20 protein-coding genes are annotated in these 20,318 nt (G+C 63.0%); 6 read left to right on the top strand and 14 right to left on the bottom strand.

Annotated elements, in window-relative coordinates; translation table 11 throughout:
* Positions 1-30: 30 nt before the first annotated feature.
* From K289_RS0108650 to xoxF5, 7 genes are all read right to left on the bottom strand, one after another.
* Positions 31-591, bottom strand: coding sequence for a hypothetical protein (locus K289_RS0108650; protein WP_027551137.1), 561 nt, complete (start codon positions 589-591; stop codon positions 31-33).
* A 642-nt stretch (positions 592-1,233) separates the two neighbouring features.
* The gene (locus tag K289_RS0108645; RefSeq protein ID WP_027551136.1) at positions 1,234-3,546 is read right to left on the bottom strand and encodes a molybdopterin cofactor-binding domain-containing protein; all 2,313 of its coding nucleotides are present in this window, start codon (positions 3,544-3,546) and stop codon (positions 1,234-1,236) included.
* 2 nt (positions 3,547-3,548) lie between these two features.
* Positions 3,549-4,001, bottom strand: coding sequence for a (2Fe-2S)-binding protein (locus K289_RS0108640; RefSeq protein WP_027551135.1), 453 nt, complete (start codon positions 3,999-4,001; stop codon positions 3,549-3,551).
* 619 nt (positions 4,002-4,620) lie between these two features.
* Positions 4,621-5,184, bottom strand: a complete 564-nt coding sequence (gene gfa, locus K289_RS0108630) for an S-(hydroxymethyl)glutathione synthase (RefSeq protein ID WP_027551134.1) — start codon at positions 5,182-5,184, stop codon at positions 4,621-4,623.
* A gap of 33 nt (positions 5,185-5,217) precedes the next feature.
* Positions 5,218-6,327 carry an S-(hydroxymethyl)glutathione dehydrogenase/class III alcohol dehydrogenase gene (locus K289_RS0108625; RefSeq protein ID WP_027551133.1) on the bottom strand — a complete coding sequence of 370 codons (1,110 nt, stop codon included), beginning with the start codon at positions 6,325-6,327 and terminating at the stop codon, positions 5,218-5,220.
* Positions 6,328-6,389: 62 nt separating this feature from the next.
* Positions 6,390-6,881 carry a c-type cytochrome, methanol metabolism-related gene (locus K289_RS0108620; RefSeq protein ID WP_084788575.1) on the bottom strand — a complete coding sequence of 164 codons (492 nt, stop codon included), beginning with the start codon at positions 6,879-6,881 and terminating at the stop codon, positions 6,390-6,392.
* 111 nt (positions 6,882-6,992) lie between these two features.
* Entirely contained in the window at positions 6,993-8,795 is a 1,803-nt protein-coding gene (gene xoxF5, locus K289_RS0108615) for a lanthanide-dependent methanol dehydrogenase XoxF5 (protein WP_027551131.1), read from the bottom strand.
* A gap of 515 nt (positions 8,796-9,310) precedes the next feature.
* Between xoxF5 and K289_RS0108610 the strand changes: the two genes are divergently transcribed.
* Positions 9,311-10,279 (top strand): helix-turn-helix domain-containing protein, encoded by a 969-nt coding sequence (locus K289_RS0108610; RefSeq protein ID WP_027551130.1) that lies wholly within the window; start codon positions 9,311-9,313, stop codon positions 10,277-10,279.
* Between the two features lie 131 nt (positions 10,280-10,410).
* Here K289_RS0108610 and K289_RS0108605 read toward each other — a convergent pair whose 3' ends face one another.
* From K289_RS0108605 to K289_RS44095, 4 genes are all read right to left on the bottom strand, one after another.
* Entirely contained in the window at positions 10,411-10,836 is a 426-nt protein-coding gene (locus K289_RS0108605; RefSeq protein ID WP_027551129.1) for a hypothetical protein, read from the bottom strand.
* Positions 10,837-10,982: 146 nt separating this feature from the next.
* A complete protein-coding gene (locus K289_RS0108600; protein ID WP_027551128.1) occupies positions 10,983-11,972 on the bottom strand; it encodes a tripartite tricarboxylate transporter substrate binding protein in 990 nt (329 codons plus the stop codon).
* 99 nt (positions 11,973-12,071) lie between these two features.
* Complete coding sequence (locus K289_RS0108595) at positions 12,072-13,097, bottom strand: FUSC family protein (protein ID WP_027551127.1); 1,026 nt, start codon at positions 13,095-13,097, stop codon at positions 12,072-12,074.
* Between the two features lie 369 nt (positions 13,098-13,466).
* Positions 13,467-13,709: a hypothetical protein gene (locus tag K289_RS44095; protein WP_245283870.1), complete on the bottom strand. Its 243-nt coding sequence runs from the start codon at positions 13,707-13,709 to the stop codon at positions 13,467-13,469.
* A gap of 188 nt (positions 13,710-13,897) precedes the next feature.
* Here K289_RS44095 and K289_RS0108585 point away from each other — a divergent pair, with 188 nt between their 5' ends.
* From K289_RS0108585 to K289_RS50285, 4 genes are all read left to right on the top strand, one after another.
* The gene (locus K289_RS0108585) at positions 13,898-14,290 is read left to right on the top strand and encodes an EF-hand domain-containing protein (protein WP_027551125.1); all 393 of its coding nucleotides are present in this window, start codon (positions 13,898-13,900) and stop codon (positions 14,288-14,290) included.
* Between the two features lie 128 nt (positions 14,291-14,418).
* Positions 14,419-14,748 (top strand): hypothetical protein, encoded by a 330-nt coding sequence (locus K289_RS0108580; protein WP_245283869.1) that lies wholly within the window; start codon positions 14,419-14,421, stop codon positions 14,746-14,748.
* Between the two features lie 226 nt (positions 14,749-14,974).
* Positions 14,975-15,055 carry a pyrroloquinoline quinone precursor peptide PqqA gene (gene pqqA, locus K289_RS44090; protein WP_008562446.1) on the top strand — a complete coding sequence of 27 codons (81 nt, stop codon included), beginning with the start codon at positions 14,975-14,977 and terminating at the stop codon, positions 15,053-15,055.
* A gap of 28 nt (positions 15,056-15,083) precedes the next feature.
* Entirely contained in the window at positions 15,084-15,251 is a 168-nt protein-coding gene (locus K289_RS50285; RefSeq protein ID WP_156917875.1) for a hypothetical protein, read from the top strand.
* A gap of 54 nt (positions 15,252-15,305) precedes the next feature.
* Here K289_RS50285 and K289_RS0108570 read toward each other — a convergent pair whose 3' ends face one another.
* Positions 15,306-18,452, bottom strand: coding sequence for an efflux RND transporter permease subunit (locus K289_RS0108570; protein WP_027551123.1), 3,147 nt, complete (start codon positions 18,450-18,452; stop codon positions 15,306-15,308).
* Positions 18,445-19,464: an efflux RND transporter periplasmic adaptor subunit gene (locus tag K289_RS0108565; protein WP_245283868.1), complete on the bottom strand. Its 1,020-nt coding sequence runs from the start codon at positions 19,462-19,464 to the stop codon at positions 18,445-18,447. The genes K289_RS0108570 and K289_RS0108565 overlap by 8 nt, the downstream gene beginning before the upstream one ends.
* Before the next feature lie 268 nt (positions 19,465-19,732).
* On the opposite strand from K289_RS0108565, the gene K289_RS0108560 reads away from it, so the two are divergent.
* A complete protein-coding gene (locus tag K289_RS0108560) occupies positions 19,733-19,942 on the top strand; it encodes a hypothetical protein (RefSeq protein ID WP_027551121.1) in 210 nt (69 codons plus the stop codon).
* A gap of 10 nt (positions 19,943-19,952) precedes the next feature.
* On the opposite strand, the gene K289_RS0108555 is transcribed toward K289_RS0108560, so the two are convergent.
* Positions 19,953-20,303, bottom strand: a complete 351-nt coding sequence (locus K289_RS0108555; RefSeq protein ID WP_027551120.1) for a hypothetical protein — start codon at positions 20,301-20,303, stop codon at positions 19,953-19,955.
* Between the last annotated feature and the right edge of the window lie 15 nt (positions 20,304-20,318).

Here is a 20,318-nt window from a genome sequence, read left to right as displayed (position 1 = left end):
TATGAACGTAGGGGGTGCGAGATCGCGAGGTCAGCGGACCGGCAGCATCAGATGCTCGTACTGCGTGCCGGGCCACATCACATAGGGTCTCGTTGGGTCCGCCTTCGCGTCGCGTGGATAACCATCCAACATCTTGGCGCCAGAGCCGACGATCATCACATGTGCGCCGGTTTTGATCCAGTTGTTGCCGGCCTCTTCTTTTGTTGCATACGGGTCGGTGTTGCTCGCACCCCCGTCTCCTCGGAGCATGTACATGAACCCTACCTTGTTCGCCGGTGGCTCCTTGTGATCCATCCAGGCTGTTGCCCATTCCATCGCGTTCTTATCGCCGCACATCGGGTCCGGGTTGGCCGGATCGGCGTGACCTGGCATGCACGTCCACTGCCCCGTTCCTTGGCGCAATGTCCGCATCTTGCCGTCGTGGTCCATAGCGACGATCGTTGCATCTTTGGCGATGGCCTCGGGCGCGGCTGACAGCGATAGTTTAATCAGCTCTTCGTCGCTCATGTTGTGGCCGGTTGAGCCTTGAGCGAAGCCGTAGCTCGGGGCAAATGCGAGAGCAAATAAGGTTGCATAAGCCAGCGATTTCATCGCGATGTCCTCCTGTGATTTTTGTCGATGGCAGCCGCGGAGTAAGCCGAAAGGCGGCCATCTGCACTGAGGTGCTTGCACGTGATAATCCTAGGCTCCTTGTTGGCCTCCCGCAACGATGCAGACCCATCCACAACCACGACGCGCGGTGGTCAAGAGGCGATCCCCCAACCCACTGACAATTTGCCAGCGGTATCACGCGGCGCTCGACCATGACTCATCTCGCCCGTCGTCGTGACTGCGACGTCTGACAGGAAAGCTGGCTGATCCCATTACGGCGATGTCCAAGGTCGGCAGCATCGGCCTGCGCAGCGGCAATCCGACTGAGAGTGATCCATGGCAATGGCGCTGCAGCTTCTATCCTGGGTCACGTGCCGGCGGGTGCATGTCGGGCACAGCGAAAACGTTCGAGAGCACGCGTGCTGCGTTCTTGGCTGCGTCGGCGGTATTCTTGTCCAAGCGCACCGAAGTCGATTTCAGAAAGTGGCGAGAAGAACTGGACGGCACGGAGATGTGCCACGTGGGATTGCGGCGAGAGAGTGCCTAGTGCGTGTCTTTCAGCGTCGCTGCCCTCTCCCACAACAAGGGGAGAGGGCACATCGGATGGGGAAGGTTGCTCTAACCTAAAGCGCTTAACGCGCTTTACGCCTCCAATTGCTTGCCGATCGGAAGCGCGCGGATGCGTTTTCCGGTCGCGGCGAAGATCGCATTCATCAGCGCCGGGGCGAAGGGCGGCACGCCGGGCTCGCCGACGCCGCTCGGCGGCGTGTCGGGTCCGGGCGGCACGATATGGACGTTGGTGATGAGCGGAGACTCGTCCATCCTGAGGACCTGGAAGTCGTCGAAGTTCTTCTGCTCCACCTTGCCGTCCTTGAAGGTGATCTCGCCATATTTGGCGAGGCCGAGGCCCATGATCGCCGCGCCTTCGATCTGCGAGGCGATGCGCTCGGGGTTGACATAGGTGCCGCAATCGATGGCGGTGTCGACCCGTGGCACCGTCAGCTTGCCCTTGTCGTCGACGTCCACCTCGACGATGGTCGCGATGTAGCTGACGAAGCTGCGGTGCACGGCGATGCCGAGGCCGTGGCCCTTCGGCACCTGGCGTCCCCATTCGCCCTTCTCGGCGACCAGCTCGACCACCTTGCGCAGGCGCGCGGTGTCGATCGGGTAGCTGTCATAGGGCTCGCCGTAGTTCCAGAGGTCCTTCACCGCGGGCTTGACGATCCGCGGGCTTCCGATCAGCGCGAGCAGCGTCTCCTTCTGATCGCGGCCGGTCGCATGCGCGATCTCGCCAACCATTGATTGCACCGCGAAGGCGCGCGGGATGTTCGACACCGAGCGGAACCAGCCGATGCGGGTGTGCGCGGCCGCTTCCGGATTTTCGCAGGAGATGTTGGCGATCTCGAAGGGCATGTCGACGAGGCCCATGCCGAGCTCGAACGGTGCCTGGTGAACGGTATCGGCGGCGAAGGTCGAGGCGATGCTGGGAGCCACGCTGCGGTGGCGCCAGGCGATCACCTTGCCGTTCTTGTCGAGCCCCGCCTCGATCCGCTCGGCCGAGACGGTGTGCAGGAAGTCGTGCTGGACGTCGTCCTCCCGTGTCCACTGCACCTTCACCGGCGTGCCGAGCTCCTTCGACAGCAGTGCGGCTTCCAGCGCGAAGTCGCATTTCGACTTGCGGCCGAAGCCGCCGCCGAGCAGCGTGACGTTGACCGTGACGTTCTGCTCGGGGATACCGAGCGTCTTGGCGACGTCTTCGCGTGTGCCGCCCGGGCTCTGAACCGGCGCCCAGATCTCCGCTTTGTCGTCCTTGACGTCGGCAACCGCGACCGGCGGCTCCATGCTGACATGGGCAAGGTGCGGGATGTAGTACTCGCCGACGATCACCTTGTCGGCGCTCTTCAGCGCGGCATCCGCATCGCCCTCCTGGCGCACGACGAGGCCCGGCTTGCGCGAGGCGTCCTCGAGCTCCTTGCGGTAGGCGACCGAGTCGTATTTGGCATTCGCGCCGTCGTCCCAGGTCAGCTTCAGCGCGTCGCGGCCCTTGATCGCCGCACCGGTGTTGCGGGCGATCACCGCAACGCCGCCGAGCGGCTGGAATTTCGAGGGCCACGGCCAGCCGCGGACCTTCATCACCTTCTCGACGCCAGGGACCTTCAACGCCGCGTCCGGATCGAACGAGACGAGCGTGCCGCCGGTCACCGGCGGGCGCGCGATGACCGCGTATTTCATGCCGGGCAGGCGTATGTCGGCGCCGTAGCGCGCCTTGCCCGTGGTGATGTCGTGAAGATCGACGATGCCGATCCGGCCCTTGGTCAGATAGCGGAAGTCCTTGGGGTCCTTCAGCTTGAGGCCCTCGATGCTCGGCACCGATTGCTCGGCGGCATCGGCCGCGAGCTCGCCGTAGCCGAGCTTGCGTCCGCTGGCGCTGTGGACCACCTCGTGATTGACGGCCTTGACCTCGGCAGCCGGCACGCCCCAGCGTTTGGCCGCGGCCTGCTCCAGCATGATGCGGGCGGACGCGCCGATCTGGCGCATCGGGATCAGATAGTGCCGCGTGCTGCGGGAGCCATCGGTGTCCTGGTTGCCGAACTTGACCTCGTCGCCATGGGCCTGCTCGACCTTGACCCTGGACCAGTCGGCCTCCATCTCCTCGGCCACGATCAGCGGCAGGCTGGTGCGCACGCCCGTGCCCATCTCCGAGCGGTGGGCGAGAATGGTGACGATGCCGTCAGGCGCGACCGCGACGAAGACGCGTGGATCGACCACGACGCCGTGCGGCATCTTTCCGGCGCCGGTCTCATAGGCGAAGGCCTGGCGCGTCATCACGGGCGCGGCCAGCACGAAGCCGCCGGTGACGCCGAGACCCTTCAGGATACTGCGGCGGGAGACCTTCTCGACCTTGATGTGCTTTTCGAAGCCGCGAAGCTTCCGGGGATTGTCGATGAAATTCATGATCACACCCCCGTCGATGCGAGATGAACGGCGTTCTCGATGCGCTGGTAGCAGCCGCAGCGGCAGATGTTGCCCGCCATGGCCTCGCGGATCTGCTCATGCGACGGTTTTGGATTTTCCATCAGCAGCGCGGCGGCCTGCATGATCTGGCCGGCCTGGCAGAAGCCGCATTGGGGAACGTTGACCTGGCGCCAGGCCTTCTGGACGGGATGATCGCCGGTGGGATGCAGCCCTTCGATCGTCGTGACCTCGCGTCCCGCGACGTCGTTGATCGATGTGATGCAGGCGCGCACGGCCTCCTTGTCGACGATGACCGTGCAGGCGCCGCACAAGGCCTGGCCGCAGCCGAATTTGGTGCCGGTCAGCCCGGCCTCGTCGCGCAGGAACCAGAGTAGCGGAAGATCCGGGTCGCCGTCCCAGCTCTGTTCCTGGCCGTTGATCTTTATTTTGATCATGATCGTCCTCGCTCTTCATAAGCTTGTCGATTTTTGATTGCGCCGACGTCGTCGACGCCATGGTCCGTGTGTCGTCTCGCCCGCATCCAGCCTGTTGTCCCCGCGCGGGCAGGTCCCGGGAGGAGGTCGGAATGCGATTGGCGATGTCTGGATGTGCTCGATACCTCCCGTTTTGTTCTTATTTGATTGAATTTGGCGCGGCATCGTCACGCCGCGACTCTTATCAGAGATCGGGCCGGACCGGCATTCACAGCCGGGTGTGCTTGACGTGAAGAGATTGTATCCGCGGTTTGGCAAAAGCAGGGCGGCGATGCTGCGCGTAGCTTTTGCAGCGGCAGGTTGCGCGGCAAAAAAAGCTTCGTCCGCCAGAGGGACTGCGCGGACGAAGCAGGATGCCTCAGTCGAGGGAGGGAGAAACGCAGGACGCGGACTTCAAGCTGGAAGTCGGCGGCACTGCGCAGTCATTCAAAGACCAGGACTGAGGGAGCAGAGGGCCCTCGCAGGCGCATCAAACGAAGGGGCGGAACCACGCCGCCGCAATCTTGGGAGCCTCGCCGTCCGGCGCGCTGGTGATGGTCGGGAGCAGCGGCCGGACGGGCGTGGCGAACGTCTGGCGGCCTCAGGCGGCCTTGGCTTTGGCCACGTGGGTCGCGATCGCGTCCATCAGGGGCGGCGACAGGCAGTCATAGGGCTCGAGCCCGAGCTCCTTGAGCCGCGACCGCACACCGGCCATCTGCTCCGGCTTCACGCCGGATTCGATCACCGAGGAGACGAAGGCGGCGAAGCCGGGAGCGGCCGAGCCCTGTTCCTGGAACAGCTCGGGATGGATGAAGTCGAGGCCGTAGAACGGATGGTTCTTGTTCTCGATGCGGCCGTACATGTGCGTGCCGCAGGCCTTGCAGGCATAGCGCTGGATCACCGCCGACGGGTCGACGATCTGCAGCTTGTCGCCGTTCTCGAGCACGGAGACGTTCTGGCGCGGCACGACCGCGACCACCGAGAACATCGCGCCCTGCGGCTTCCAGCACTTGGTGCAGCCGCAGGCATGGTTGTGGGCGACGTCGCCCTTCACGCTGACCTTGACCGGGTGGTCACTGCATTTGCAGACCAGCGTGCCGCCGGCAAAGCTGCCGCTGCCCTGTTTGACGCCGTTGTCGATCGAGGGATGGAGTGCAACAGTCATGGGTCGATCCTCCTTGGGTGGGATGTCTGAGAGCTAGAACACGACGACTGAACGGATGGACTTGCCCTCGTGCATGAGGTCGAAGCCCTTGTTGATCTCTTCGAGCTTCAGCACGTGGGTGATCATCGGATCGATCTGGATCTTTCCGTTCATGTACCAGTCGACGATCTTCGGCACGTCGGTGCGGCCGCGCGCGCCGCCGAAGGCGGTGCCCCGCCAGTTGCGCCCGGTGACGAGCTGGAACGGACGGGTGGCGATCTCCTTGCCCGCTTCCGCGACGCCGATGATGATCGAGGTGCCCCAGCCGCGATGGCAGGCTTCCAACGCCTGGCGCATCACCGTGGTGTTGCCGGTGCAGTCGAATGTGTAATCGGCGCCGCCGTCGGTGAGGCTGACGAGATGCGGGACGATGTCGCCCGTGATCTTCTTGGGGTTGACGAAGTCGGTCATGCCGAACCGGCGGCCCCATTCCTCCTTGGAGTCGTTGACGTCGACGCCAATGATCTTGTCGGCGCCAGCCATCTTGGCGCCCTGGATGACGTTGAGGCCGATGCCGCCGAGGCCGAACACGACCACGTTGGAGCCCGGCTCGACCTTGGCGGTGTTGACGACTGCGCCGACGCCGGTGGTGACGCCGCAGCCGATGTAGCAGCTCTTGTCGAAGGGCGCGTCCTCGCGGATCTTCGCCACCGCGATCTCCGGCAGCACCGTGAAGTTCGAGAACGTCGAGCAGCCCATGTAGTGGTAGATCGGCTTGCCCTTGTAGGAGAAGCGGCTGGTTCCGTCAGGCATCACGCCCTTGCCCTGGGTGGCGCGGATCGCGGTGCAGAGATTGGTCTTCTGGCTCAGGCAGCTTTTGCACTGCCGGCATTCCGGCGTGTAGAGCGGGATGACGTGATCGCCCGGCTTCACCGAGGTCACGCCGGGGCCGATCTCGCGGATGATGCCCGCGCCCTCATGGCCCAGAATCGAGGGGAAGATTCCCTCGCTGTCGAAGCCGTCGAGCGTGTAGGCGTCGGTATGGCAGATGCCGGTCGCCTTGATTTCGACCAGAACTTCACCGGCCTTCGGGCCTTCCAGATCGACCTCGACGATTTCAAGCGGTTTTTTCGCTTCAAAAGCGACGGCTGCACGTGTCTTCATCGTAAACTCCTCAGATCTTCACGGAGATGCCGAGATTTAAGTCCCGGTCAGACTCCAAACGTTCACTTCTTGTTGCCCATGCAGGCATCTTCAGCCGCCGTGTATGCCTGCGTCTTGTCCTCATGCTTGGGTGGCCGCGCACGGCCCCAGGCGTCATTGGTCCGGGCGCGCAGATAGACGTAAAGGTCGTCCATGTAACAGGCGACGTTCGGATTGTCGCCGAAGGCCGGCATCACGTTCTCCTGCGCCGTGGAGATATTCTTGCGGCCGGAGGCGACGACGCCGAGGAAGTCGGCGTAGCTCATGGTCTTGAGCGAATCCTTCAGCGCCGGAGCGTAGGTGGAGCCCATTCCGTCAGGGCCGTGGCAGACATGACACTCGGAGTGATAGCGGCGGTATCCGGAATAGGTGTACCAGTCCACGGATCCGTCGCTGACCTTGTAGGTCGGGTTTCCGTCCTTATCGGACCATTCGCCACTTTCGTTCTGTTTGACGGCGGTCGGGTCACCCGAGCCGTCCGCGACGGCAATTCCTCCGGACGCGACGAACATCATCGCAGCAATGACAGAGCAGATTCTACGCAAGTGAGTTTTCCTCGGACGCGTTCGGTGGAGACGAGCCAGCGCGTGGAGTTGATCCACGCGCCGGGACGATACGAGTCGACGTTAGTTCGGCAGCGAGAACACGGTCAGCGTACCGCCGAGAGCCGTGTAGTTCGACAGCGCCGCGTAGCCGCCGACCGCGCCGAGACCGGCCGTCGGATCGGTCAGACCAGCCGCCAGACCGATGCCGGCCCAGCCGCCCACGCCGGAGAGCACGGCAACGTACTGCTTGCCATTGTTCTCATAGGTCGTGACGTTGCCGATGATGCCGGAGGGAGTCTTGAACTTGTAGAGCTCCTTGCCGGTCTTGGCATCGACTGCCTTCAGGTAGCCTTCGAGCGTGCCGTAGAACACCACGTTGCCGGCGGTTGCGAGCGCACCCGACCAGACCGAGAACTGCTCCTTGTTCGACCACACGATCTTGCCGGTCTTGCCGTCCCAGGCGATGAAGTTGCCCATGTGGCTTTCACCCTGCGGCGGATACATCGACAGCGTCGCACCCACATAGGGCTGGCCCGCGGTGTAGCTCACCTTGAACGGTTCGTAGTCCATGCAGACATGGTTGGTCGGCACGTAGAACAGCTGCGTGTCCGGCGAGTAGGCCGCCGGCTGCTCGTCCTTGGTACCGAGCGCGGCCGGGCAGATGCCCTTGGTGTTGTGGTCCTCTCCGCCCTTTTCGGTCGAAGCTGCATCGAGCACCTTCGGACGACCATAGGTCGGCGAGTTCTTGTCCATGTCGACGCCGGAGGTCCAGTTCACCTTCGGATCGTACTTCTCGGCGACCAGCAGCTCGCCGGTGGCACGGTCCATGGTGTAGGCGAGACCGTTGCGATCGAAGTGCGTCAGGAGCTTCCTCGCCTGGCCGTTGATGCTCTGATCGGAGAGGATCATCTCGTTGACGCCGTCATAGTCCCACTCGTCGTGGGGCGTCATCTGGTAGACCCACTTGGCCAAACCGGTGTCCGGATTGCGCGCGAAGACGGTCATCGACCACTTGTTGTCGCCCGGGCGCTGTTTCGGATTCCAGGTCGAGGGATTGCCGGAGCCGTAGTAGATCAGGTCGAGGGTGGGATCGTAGGAGACCCAGCCCCAGGTGCAACCGCCGCCGATCTTCCACTGGTCGCCCTGCCAGGTCTTGAGGCTCGAATCCTTGCCGACCGGCTTGCCGAGCGCAGTGGTCTTGTCGTCAAACAGGATCTGGTCATCCGGGCCTTCCGAATAGGCCTTCCAGACCTGCTTGCCGTCCTTGACGTCGTAGGCGGTCATGCTGCACTGAACGCCGAATTCGCCGCCCGAGGTGCCAACGAGCACCTTGTCCTTGACGACCAGAGGCGCCGAGGTGCCGGTCTGGCCCTTGGTGGGATCGCCGTTCTTCGCGGCCCATACCTGCTTGCCCGTCTTGGCATCCAGCGCGACAAGCATGTCATCCGCCTGGTGCAGGAAGATCTTGCCGTCGGAATAAGCGAGACCGCGATTGACGGTGTCGCAGCACATCACCGGGATGACGTTCGGGTCCTGCTTGGGCTCGTAGCTCCAGATGATCTTGTTCTCGTTGGAAAGGTCAAGAGCGTAGACCTTGTTCGGGAACGGGGTGTGGACATACATCACGTTGCCGATGATCAGCGGCCCACCTTCGTGGCCGCGCAGCACGCCGGTTGAGAAGGTCCAGGCGACCTGGAGCTTGCCGACGTTCTGGGCGTTGATCTGGTTCAGTTTGGAATAGCGGCTGTTGGCGTAGTCGCCGGCCGGCATCACCCAGTCTTTCGGGTTCTGCGACATCTTGTTCAACTCGTCATTGGCTGACGCGCTGCCGACGGCGAGCACCGCCGCGGAGCCAAGATAGGTCGCCAGTAGCACCTTGCGCATAGTTTATTCCTCCTAGGGCTCGTTTATTGTTTCCAAAGCATTGCTAAATCGCTGGGCATTGACGTCCAGCGTCTGCTCGTGCAGGGCGGTCACGATTGGGACCAGAAACGATGCTGTGAGTTTCCTCCTCCTGGTATGAGCCACGGGTCCGCGTTTCGTCTGCAGCCCGTTTCTTGTTGTTCCTGCCACATTCCCTAACCGGTTCATAATCGGGAAACTTGCCCAAGAGGGAAGCTGCTTTGCTCGACAGCGCACGGATGCGAAGTTTTTGATTTTGCAGTAGCGAATTCAGCGGCTTCCGCGACGCCTGTCTGCGGCCTTTGGCGCTCAGGTTCCCCTTGACGGCGGTGCAACTAAGGCGGAGGATTATTCTTAAGGATGGCAGTGGGGCATAGCGCTTGCCCCAAAAGACCGCCCAAATTCGAGGTAAACGTCGCGCAATCACGACAGAGGGCACCCAGCGGCACCGGTCGCGATTCGCATCGTATCTCCGGGTGAAACCAGTTGGCTGGATGATGTCCGACACAATCCACACGCTCTCGACGACCGGACTGACGCCGAAGAAGCAGATCCAGAGCTGGATCGACGGGCTGACGAGCCTGTGCGGCTACTTCGACGTGGATCCGCTGGAAGCGTCCTCGCTCGAGGGCCGTATCGACTACACCACCGTCTCGCGCCTCAAGCTCTGCCAGATTGAGGTGAGCCAGCATCGCGTCGCGCACACGCTTGCGCGCGCCAAGGCGAACGAGCATCCCTATATCAAGATCCACTTCCAGACCTACGGCGTGTCCTATTTCGAGCAGGACGGCCGCCATATCGAGCTCAATCCGGGCGACATCATCGCCTATGATGTGTCCTGCCCGCATTCGATCATCAGTCCCGCCTTCACGCGGCACGACGTGGTGATCGTGCCGAAATCGCTGCTGCGCGATCGCGGTTTCCCCTCGCAGCGGATGCCCGCCTGCAAGCTGTCGGCGAAGACGGGAACGGGGCGGATCGCCCATGATTTCGTCCATGCGACCTTCGACGAGGCGGCGAAGCTGTCGGCGAACAGCGCGGTCGGCGTCGCCGATTCGCTGATCGATCTGTTGCTGCTGCCGCTGCGTGAGGCCGACACGATGTTCGATCGGGTCGGGCCAGAGGCGATGTATGTGCGCGCGCAGTTCTTCATTCGCGAGCATCTGCGCGATCCGGATCTGTGCATCGACCAGATCTCCACCGAGCTCGGCTGCTCCAAGCGCTATCTGCACATGCTGTTCTCTGAGCGCGGCACCACGGTGAGCGACTATATCTGGCAGGCGCGCCTTCAGAACTGCCGGCAGGAGCTCGAGGCCCACGGCGGCAAGACCATCACCGACGTCGCGTTCTCCTGGGGCTTCTCCAGCTCATCGCACTTCAGCCGGGTGTTCAGGAAGTATTTCGGCGTGGTGCCGTCCTCGATCCACAAGGCGCAACAGAACGTCGTTTCCTCGGAAGAGCACTAGGCGGGTAGGGGGCGCAGCCCTCCTGCAGGACATTCCGATGCTTGGTCGTTCGAGGAACTGGCGCGAAGGCGAGGCGCCGGATCGGCCAGGGGCAAGGCCGCCAAAAAGAAGCGGCCCATGTGCGCCCTGCCTCAGGTCGACGGGGCAACGTAGGGAATGCTGGTCACGAGAGCGACGACCAGGACCGCGTTGGACAGCATTCCGCCCCAATGCAGCCGACGTAACCGACGCGCCGCATTAGCGCCGCCCGCGCCCCCGGCGCTGAGCTGGTCATCCATCTGTCGCAGAAACCAGAGGCGTCCCCAGATCGCGAAAGCCACGATCAGGGCGGGACCGATTGCGAAGGCAAATCGACCGGTCACGACGAAAACCACCGTCCCGATTGCGCCGACAACGCTCAACATCAGGAAATAGGCATTGAACTGCCCGCGCAACAGCAGGGCGACGGGCCGGATGTCGAGCTTCACCAGCAGGAAGGCGGGCGACGACAGCAGAAAATAGCCCATCGGGAAAAGCAGGATGATCATGGTGGCCACAGTGACGCCGTCTGGTGTCATGCGATCGGCCTTTCTCGTCAGGACCCGGGGGGCTTGACGCAAGGGTTGTCCGGTCGGCGTGCATTATACTAGAACGCGTGTGCGTCTTCGACCTAGGCTTTGGTCGGATGCGAGCGCCCGACACGGGCTGCTAGCGCATCCGGGGGTCAGGTTGGCTCCAGTCCGAGCGACTGCGCGCTCTCGATCCAGATCGGCAACTCGCGCTGATACAGGGCATTGGTCTCCTTGAAGCCGAACGCCGGTTCGAGCACGAACGTGCCGAGAACCTCCTTCACTTTCGGATCGCTGTTGGCGGCGACACAGAGTTTGGCCAGCCGGTCGACGATCGGCTGCGGCGTCGCCTTCGGCACCGCCCAGCCGGTGAAGCCGCTCACGGTGAAGAACTTTGACGTCGCGCCCTGCTCGGGGAGAGTCTTGATGTTCGGGATCGCGTCGACCTTCTTCGAATGAACCGCGAACACGGTGCCGCGGTCGCTTTGCAGGACGGATTGCGCGGCGGTGTAGCTGCCCATCGCGGCATCGAGCGTGCCTTCCAGCATGCCCGTCCACATCGGGGCTTCGCCCCGGTAGTGGACCGGCTCGACGTTGAGGCCATACTGCTTGTTGAGCTCGTTGATCGTCATGTGTGGGGATGAGCCCGCACTATAGGTGCCGAAATTCACCTTGCCGCTCTTGCGCGCGAAGGCGACGAAGTCGTTCAGCGTCTTGATGCCGGTTTTCGGGTTCGCAACCAGCAAGAGGCCGGCGCCCGGAATGACGCTGACGAGCGTCAAATCCTTGTCCATGTCGTAGCCGGGATTCTTCATCACCACCCGATTCATGATGTAGGTGGTCGAGATCGAGCACAGCACGGTGTGGCCGTCGGGCTCTGCACGCGCGACCTCTGCCGTGCCGATCGCACCTGAGGCGCCGGGCTTGTTTTCGATGACGACGGTCTTTCCCGTCTGCTTGGAAATGAACTCGCCGAATGCGCGCGCGAGCAGGTCGGTCTGTCCGCCGGCAGGGTAGCTGCAGATCATGCGGATCTGCCGTGACGGCCATGGGCTTTGCGCCGATGCGCTGCGCGTGATGAAAGGCATCGCGATAGCGCTGGCGCCGGCGGCAACGAAGTGGCGGCGATCGAGTTTCGCGGACATGACTCCCTCCCTGAATCTTTGTCGAGGGTACTGCATCATGCGGCCTCTGCCATGAGCGAGAGGCGAGACAGATTGGCGCATTCGAGGACGCGCCGGGCATTATCCAGGCGAACGGGCTTTCCGCCGGACGCGCAGCCAGACGATCTCCGTCAAGGCGACCGCGATGAGGCCGAATGCGCCGCCCGTGATCACGTTGGCGACGCGCTCCTCCGCTATGCCGCTGGCGCCTCCGGCGAATGAGGCCGCAAGAGCGATGAAGAAGCAACGCAGGCCGAAGCCGACGATGTAGCGCGAGAATGAGATCAGCGTGAGGGTCGCGCCGAGAACCGCGAGCGCATAGCCGGCCCGGCCGACCGGCAGCTCGAAGCCCGCGAGGAAGCCGAGCGGGACACCAACGAACGCCCCGATCGCTCTCTGCTTCAGCTTGCCGGTGGAGGCGGAGAGATCTCCGACGATGACGCTTGCTGCCGACCACATCACCCATTGCCCCTGGGCGAGATCCAGAATTTCGACCAGCGCTGCCGCGGCGAACACCGCCACGGCGGTTGCGGCCGCGGGCAGGAACCATTCGGCGGAGGGAGGTCCATAGGAGGATGCCACGGCATCGCCTCTTCGGCGCTGGTCGTAAATCCGGACGCCGCAGACGAGCGCGAGCGCAACCGGTGAGGTCGCGACGATGATGCCTGCATGACGGAGCGCCTCCGCAGCGCTCACCCCCTCGCGGACCTCGCAGGCGAGATAGACGGCCGGGATGAACACCCAATTGCCCAGCGTGCGCAAATTGTCTCCATAGCGCGTCACCGCGACGGCAAGGAAGCCGGCCAGCGCTGTCAACGCGACGAACAGCGGCTTGATCGGAGCTGCGAGGAACAGCGTGCCAAAGGTGAGGAGAATGCTGAGGTAGTGCAATGCGATCATCTTCGACGGCAGCCGAAGTTTGAGCGCGGGAATGAGCAGCGAAACCGCGATCAGGCCGAGGTTCAACAGGGCCGGTTCGCGCGTGAGGAAATAGGCGGCCACGATCGGGCCGACCACGACCAGTGCTCGCAGAAGCTCGCCGGTCTTGATTTCGCGAGAGAGGAAATCTCCGAGGCGTGCAGCGGGCGGGACGGTCGGCAGGTTCACGATTGCACCAGATCGTCGATGAAACGGCGCGCATCATACGGTTCCGGGCGCGGGCGAGCTAGCCAAAGCCGCTGCGCTTGGCGGCAATCCCTTCTCCGTCATTCCGGGATGCGTGCGCAGCACGGGGGCCCGGAATCCATCGGGCCGCAATTTGTGCGGCGAGATGGATTCCGGGTTCGCCCTGCGGGCGCCCCGGAATGACGGAGGTAGACCTCACCGCTGGATGATCTGCCTCCAGACGTCGCCGAGGACCGCAGGGTCTCGCGGTGGCAGTTAGGTGAGGCTGGCCCGCTTGGCGACCTCGGTGATCCTGCCCTCGGAAGTCCGTGGCATGAAGCGACATGCGTTGTGTCTCGCGCGCTTGCGCATCTAGTGGGTCAGATGGTCCGGACAGAGAATCGGGCGCGACTTGGTTCCACGCTTGTCCGGCGGCACATTGCAATTGTCGATGCGTTGCTCGTCGGTCCATTTGGGGCCGAGTCGTTCCTTGCCGGTCAGGACCTTGGCCGTTGCCGGCATGGGTTTGGAAGGAGTCCCGCTCTGCGCCGCGGCGGGCGAGAAAAGGCAAATCGCAACGGCGCAGCACAATGGCATCTGGATCAAGAACTTCATGGGTGGCCTCGCTGATGCAGCATGGTCCGCAATAAGGCGACGGCTTGGCTCAACGATCCACCCGAAATCCGTCAACTTTGCGCATGTGCGAGCGCCCGCATCGAATTCGGCTTGGACCGGACCCCATCAATGGACTTATGTTGTCGCGATCCCGCGCGATGCGGGATTTTTCCGCCAGGGAGGTTTTGATGATTTCGCGCCGCTCCATTGCACTCGCGTTGACAAATGTTCTGTTCGCTGGCCCGGCCTGGTCGGCATCCGGCAACGTCATCAAGATGTTCGACACCGACAATGACGGAACGCTCGATCTTGCCGAGGTGAAGAAAGCTGCCGCCGCGCTGTTCGCCAAGCTCGATCCCGACCATGACGGCACGCTCGATGCACGCGAACTGCGCGGACGGTTGACGGCGAAGGAACTCGCCGTCGCCGATCCCGATCACGACGGGACGCTCACGCTGGATGAATATCTCGCTGTGGTCGAGCAACGCTTCAAGGCCGCCAATCCCGACAATGATGGAACGCTGGACGCCAAGGAGCTGAACTCGCGCGCGGGGCGCGCGTTGCTGCGGCTATTGAAATGAACGGCTGACCCGCTGCGCACAGGCGGCGGGTCAATTCCATGCCGGCATTCGGAACCTCGCGCGTCGCGACATATTCTCTCCGCAAGAGCTTCCCCGCGAGGGCACGGGCAGGAGGAGAGGAGATGCACATGAACACGAAACGATCGATGCTCGCGGCATGCGCGATTCTCGCTTTGAGCGCCGGCACAGCCATCGCGGGCCCCTGCAACAGCACAAGCGCCGCCAATGATAAGGACGCCGGGTCGGGTCCCGTCACGGTCGGCTCGGCGCAGTCTCACACGTCCGATTCCGCGAACGACACCAACAAGCATCCGCCGACCAGCACGATGAATCGTGCAAGCGGTGAAACGGCGACATCATCCGAGGATGCGCAGCGGCAGATGCAGGGGGAGCCGACTGCGGCTCAGCGCGCCGAGGGTGCCAAGCCGAACGCAGCAACCGCGGACAAGGGCTGCTGACGACAAGGCGCGGTTCGCGCCGAGTCATCGACGGTGCGTCGCACAAGATCACTCTTCGTTAATCGCGTTTGACCAAGAGGGAACAGCTCTTGTCCGAGAGCGAAATGCGCCTGCGAAGAATCGGCGCGGATGTGCTGCGCGTTCGAATCCAGGCTTGCGCGGTGCGCGATGCAGCCCTAGGTTTCCGTCCGCGCGATGTCGCGCTCAATCCCTTGGGAGACCCCGAATGGCTTGGAAAGCTCCGAAGATCGTGGAAGTGCCGGTGGGCATGGAAATCAACATGTACGCCTGCGCTTCGCGCAAGTAAGACCACCTCACGACCTGCCGCGGCTTCGATGGCAAACACCATCGAGGCCGTGGCAGTGTTCGGGCCGTCTTTGCCCGTCATCGTTGTGCCGGACGATCCGTCATTCAACGCATTGTCGTTGATGCAAAGCCACAACGATCGGGCTTCAACTCTCTTCCACCAAAATCTCGACTGTGCTCTTTCGGCACTGTGCTAGGCTGACGCTTGGTCAGCGCTGCTGCCGCTTTTGAGGCGAGCGTGATCCTGATCGTCAAGCGCTTTGCGTGCGCTCAGAGCGGCTCTTGAAACGCGCATATCGAAGCGCAAGAGTCGGCAGAACCAGCAAACTAAGCGCCATCGAAGTGATCAGCCCCCCGAGGATGACGATTGCCATCGGGCCCTCGATTTCACGACCCGGTTCTCCTGCGCCTATCGCCAGCGGCAGCAATCCCAGGCCGGTCACGAGAGACGTCATCAGGATCGGGACAAGACGATCGGCCGCGCCCTCGATCGCGGTATCGGGTCCCCACGCGTGACCATCGACGAGGACGAGGTGCTCGTAGTGCGAGATCATGAGGATGGAGTTGCGCAGCGTAATTCCGAACAGCGTGACGAAGCCGACCATCGATCCGAGCGAAAGCAGACCACCCGTCAACGCTAATGCGAACACGCCGCCGACAAAGGCAAACGGCAGGTTGATCATCACCAGCAACAAATTTCGCCAATGGCCGGTAACCATCGAGAGCAGAACGACGATACCCGTCCCAGCCAGCAAGGAGTTGACGATGAGATCGCGCCGCGATCGGGCTTGTGCCTCGGCCGCTCCGGCAAATTCGATATGGGCACCCGGCGGCAACGTGACCTCGCGGGCCAGCTTGCGTTTGGCTGCGGCCACGAAGGACTCGAGATCGCGTCCGCTGACGTTCGCCGTTACGGTCTGAACGCGCTGTGCATTCTGGTGCTGGATCTGATAACGGCCCGAGGTTTCGTAGACGTCGGCAATTTGCTTCAGCAGAATGTATGCTCCGCTCGGCGTGCGCACCGGCAGGTCACCGATCTGAGTGAGCCGGGCGCGGGCATGTGTGTCGAGGATCACGATGACATTGAAGACGGCATTGCCTTCATATCCCTGGCCGACGACATCGCCCTGATAGGCGGTGCGGATCAGTTCGAGCACTTCGACAGCATCGAGCCCCCAGCGCTGCAGATCGGTCGGACGAAGCGTCACATTCACCTGCGGCATCCCTGGCGGGGATCTCTGCTGCACGTCGATGGCACCACCGACCTCGTCGAGTTCTCGAGCGACGTCGCGCGCAGCGCGCTCGAGTGAATCGAGATCGGACCCGTAGATGTTGATCACCACCGCCGCGGTGAAGCCGGAGACGGTCTCCTCCACGCGCTCGGTCAAGTAGGTCTTGCTCGAGAAGGAAACCCCGGGGAAGTCGGCCAAGGCGGCCCTGATGCGCGCTTCCGCTGCGGATTGTGCCTGACCCGAGAGACCCGGCTCTAAGTCGACCTCGAACTCGCTGGAATGCGGACCAACCGTGTCGATACCGGCCTCGGCTCGGCCTGCATGCTGCGCCACCCTGCGGATGCCCGGGATCTGTCGGAGGGTATCCGTCATCAGTTTGCCGATACGAAGTGATTCGTCGAGCGAGGTGCCAGGGATCGCGGAGACGTGCAGTATCAGATGGCCTTCCCGCAGATCCGGCAGGAAGGTCCCGCCGAAGAAAGGCAGCATCGCCGCGCCGGCGATCGTGAGAGCTGCGGCGGCCGTCATCACCAGCTTCGGGAAGCGGCCGATACGACGCAGCAAGGCCTGGTAGTAGCGACGGGACCACCGCACCGCTGGCGGCTCATGCAGGCGTTGTTCGCCGGTCCGCCCGACGAGGAGCAGCATGGAGAGCGCCGGCGTCACCGTAAGAGCGACCGCGAGCGAGGCGAGCACGGCGAATATATAGGCGATCCCCAAGGGGCCGAAGAGACGGCCGGCGATGCCGGAAAGCGCCAGGACCGGAAGGAAGACCAGCAGCACCGCAAACGTCGCATAGGCAACGGCGGTGCGCACCTCGAGGAAAGCTTCGAGCACGACGCGAGCCTCGGGTTTCGGCGCCGGCGCCCGGCGATTTTCGCGCAATCGACGTACGACGTTCTCGACGCCGATCACGGCGTCATCGACGACTTCGCCGATCGCGATTGCAAGGCCGCCCAACGTCATCGTGCTGAGAGTCTCGCCCATCCATTGCAGCGCGAGCACGGCCGCTATCAACGATAGGGGGATAGCGGTGCAACTGATGATCGAGGTGCGCCAGTCGAACAGAAATAGAAACAGAACGACGACCACGAGCGCCCCACCGATCAACAAGGCGTTGAGCACGTTCTCGGTCGCCGCGTCGATGAAATTGGCAGGGCGAAAGATATCCGCATGGAGCTGTACCCCGTCGCCTTCGAGGCCAGGCCGCAGTTCTTGCAGCGCGGCTTCCGCCCGCGTGGTGACCTCTCGCGTATTCGCGCCGTATTGCTGGCTGACCATGAGCATGATGCCAGGCACGCCGTCGATGAGGGCGGCCCCGATTGGCGGCTCGGGAGCGGTCACGACGGTGGCGACGTCGCCGAGAACCACGCTTGCGCCGCCTTCGTGCAGAAGAACGGTGCGGGCAAGCTGGTCGGGCGTCAAAGACTGCCCCTGGGTTTGCAGCGTGATGCGCTGATTGGCGGTATCGATGAAGCCGGCGCCCCGTACGCCGGTGGCCTTGCGCGCGGCGGCCAGTACGTCATTCAGGCCGACCCGGTACCTGATCAGGTCGTCCGGTCGGACTTGCACTTGCAGAGACCGGACATCTTTGCCGTAAGTGGATACTTGTGCCACGCCCTGGACGGCCAGAAGTCGTCTTGCCACGGTCCAGTCCGCAATGGTGCGCAAATCCATCAGCGAACGTTGGTCGGACGTCAGGCCGATGACCAGCACTGTGCCGGCCAGCGGGGTCAATGGTGTCATCGACGGCGGCTGAACGCCCTGAGGCAGCCGCGCGGCCACGACCGCGAGACGCTCCGTCACCAATTGACGCGCCCGGTAGATATCGCTGCGCGGCTGGAAGATGACTGTTATTACGGAGAGGCCCTGGATCGACGACGAGCGCAGACTCTCGACGCCGGCCAAGCCGTTGATCGACGTTTCGATCGGTTGCGTGACCAGAATCTCGACATGCTCCGGGCTGAGGCCGGGAGCTTCAGTCTGAATCGTGACCTGTGGTGGCGCGAATTCGGGGAACACTCCGTATTTGGCTTCGCCGAGCGTGAACAGGCCATAGCCCAGCAGTGCGAACGAAAGCGCGAGCACGATGCCGCGGAAGCGGATGGAGAATGCGACGAGAGCAGCTTGCGGCCCTGACCTGTTGGAGCCGATGCCGTCAGTCATTGTCATCGCCGCCCCGAAGCTCGCTCTTGGCCTCTTCGGACAACAAGACCTGTGCGCCCCGGATTACGATTTCGGACCCCGATGGGATGTCTCGGACGACGTAGTCATCATCCGAAACCGGCTGATCCGTGCTGATCGGATGCCGTCGGAAGCTATCGGCGCTGACGCGCAGGTAAACCCACGATCGACCCTGCCATCGCACGATCGCGGTATCCTCGACGAACACGCCCGCGTAAGTGTTGCCTGACGGTACATAAACGGTGGTGTTCATGCCGGGCAGCAGGCCACTATCGCCAGGCGCGGAGAAGAAATAGCTCAATCCCTGAATACGAGGGTCGGTGCGTGTTGCCGGGGAAATGTACTGGAGATCGATATTCGCATTTCGCGTCGGCGCTTGTGCCAGGGCCGTCCCCGGGGGCCCCGTGACGGCCACGCCAGGCGGCAGCGTCACCTGCACCAGAAAATGATCGCGTTCGATCAGCCTTACAACGGCGGGCGAGCGCTCGACGATTCCCCGGCCGATCACCGGTCCCCACTCCTGCTTTGCTGTTGCCGCGAGAGTCCTGAGCTGCGATTCCGCCGCGGCAAGTGCGGCCTTGTCGGTCCGCAACGTTCCCTCTGCGGTTTCGGCTTCCTTTTTTGGGAGCGCGGCGGAGTCGACGAGATTCTTGGTCCGGTCGAATGCGCTCTTCGCAACTTCGAGCTTGGCCTGTGCTGTTTGGAGTTGAGCCTGCGCATTGGCGTAGCTGTTGGTGAGCTCCGTAATGCGGGAGATGTCCAGCACCGCGCCGTATGCGCGGAATTGCTCAGGATGCGGAGCAGCTTCCACAACCGAGGTTTCGAGTCCGACCTGTCCCTGCTGGCTGGGCGTAAGCTTGACCGCTGGCTGGTCGCTGTTTGCGGAGCGGGAAGGCTCGGTGCGGACAGAATTCGACTTGTCCGGCTGCGGCTCCGCCGCTGCGCGCCGGACTTGACCCGTGATAGCCCAAGAGCCAGCGAGGAGCGCCAGCAAGCACACAGCGACCGCGACGCCGCGCCGAGAGGTTTCCGTGAGAGCCATCAGCCTGTTAGCAGTTGTGGGGAACCAGCTTATTGACGAAATGATCTGGCGGCAAGGCGCTGGTTTCACCTCAGCTAGCTTGGCGAAGGTCGGCGCGCTTGGGTGAGAGGCCATGGCCCGCCAGGTTCCCGCTTCGTCTCGCACGGAGTTGAAACTTCCGGCTGCTGGGAACGTAGCTCTTATGCTAGTTTCTTGATCGCCGAGGCGAGAGGATCACAGCATGAACCCGATTGACCTGGTGGTGACCGTGTGTGCGGTGCTTTCGCCGGCGACGTGCGAGGAGCAGCATCTGGTATTTTCCTATGCCGGTTCGCCGCGGCAATGCGCCATGGCTGCGCCGCCCTATATCGCGCAATGGGTCGGCGAGCATCCGAAGTGGCAGGCCGTGCGGTGGCGCTGCGAATATCCGCACATGCATGACAAGGCCTGAGCACCGGCGTTTACTTGGTGCAGTCCTTCAGATCCTTGTCGGCAATCGAGAACACCGCGTCCGCCCTGATCTCGATGTCGCGGACGATGCATTGCCGTGAACTCGGATAGCTGACCTTGGCGTCGTAGCGGCCGGGCTCGACGCCGGTGATCCGCAGCCGCTCGTCATGGTCGACCTCCTTGTCCTTGTCGTTCAAGGTCTGGTTCGGTCCCCAGTCGGTCTTGCCGGCCGGCGAGAGCTGGAATCCGGAGATCGTCTCGGCCGTCAAATTCCAGAGCCGGATGCCCTTGCCCTTGCTCTGCGCGGCGGCTGCGCCGGCACATGCCACGACGACGATCAAAGCCAGACCCCAACGTCTCATCCGCTGCTCCTCCCA

This window comes from Bradyrhizobium sp. Cp5.3, assembly GCF_000426265.1.
Lineage (GTDB): Bacteria > Pseudomonadota > Alphaproteobacteria > Rhizobiales > Xanthobacteraceae > Bradyrhizobium > Bradyrhizobium neotropicale.
The sequence above is the reverse complement of the archived record's forward strand: the minus strand, read 5'-3'. Positions and strand labels throughout refer to the sequence as shown.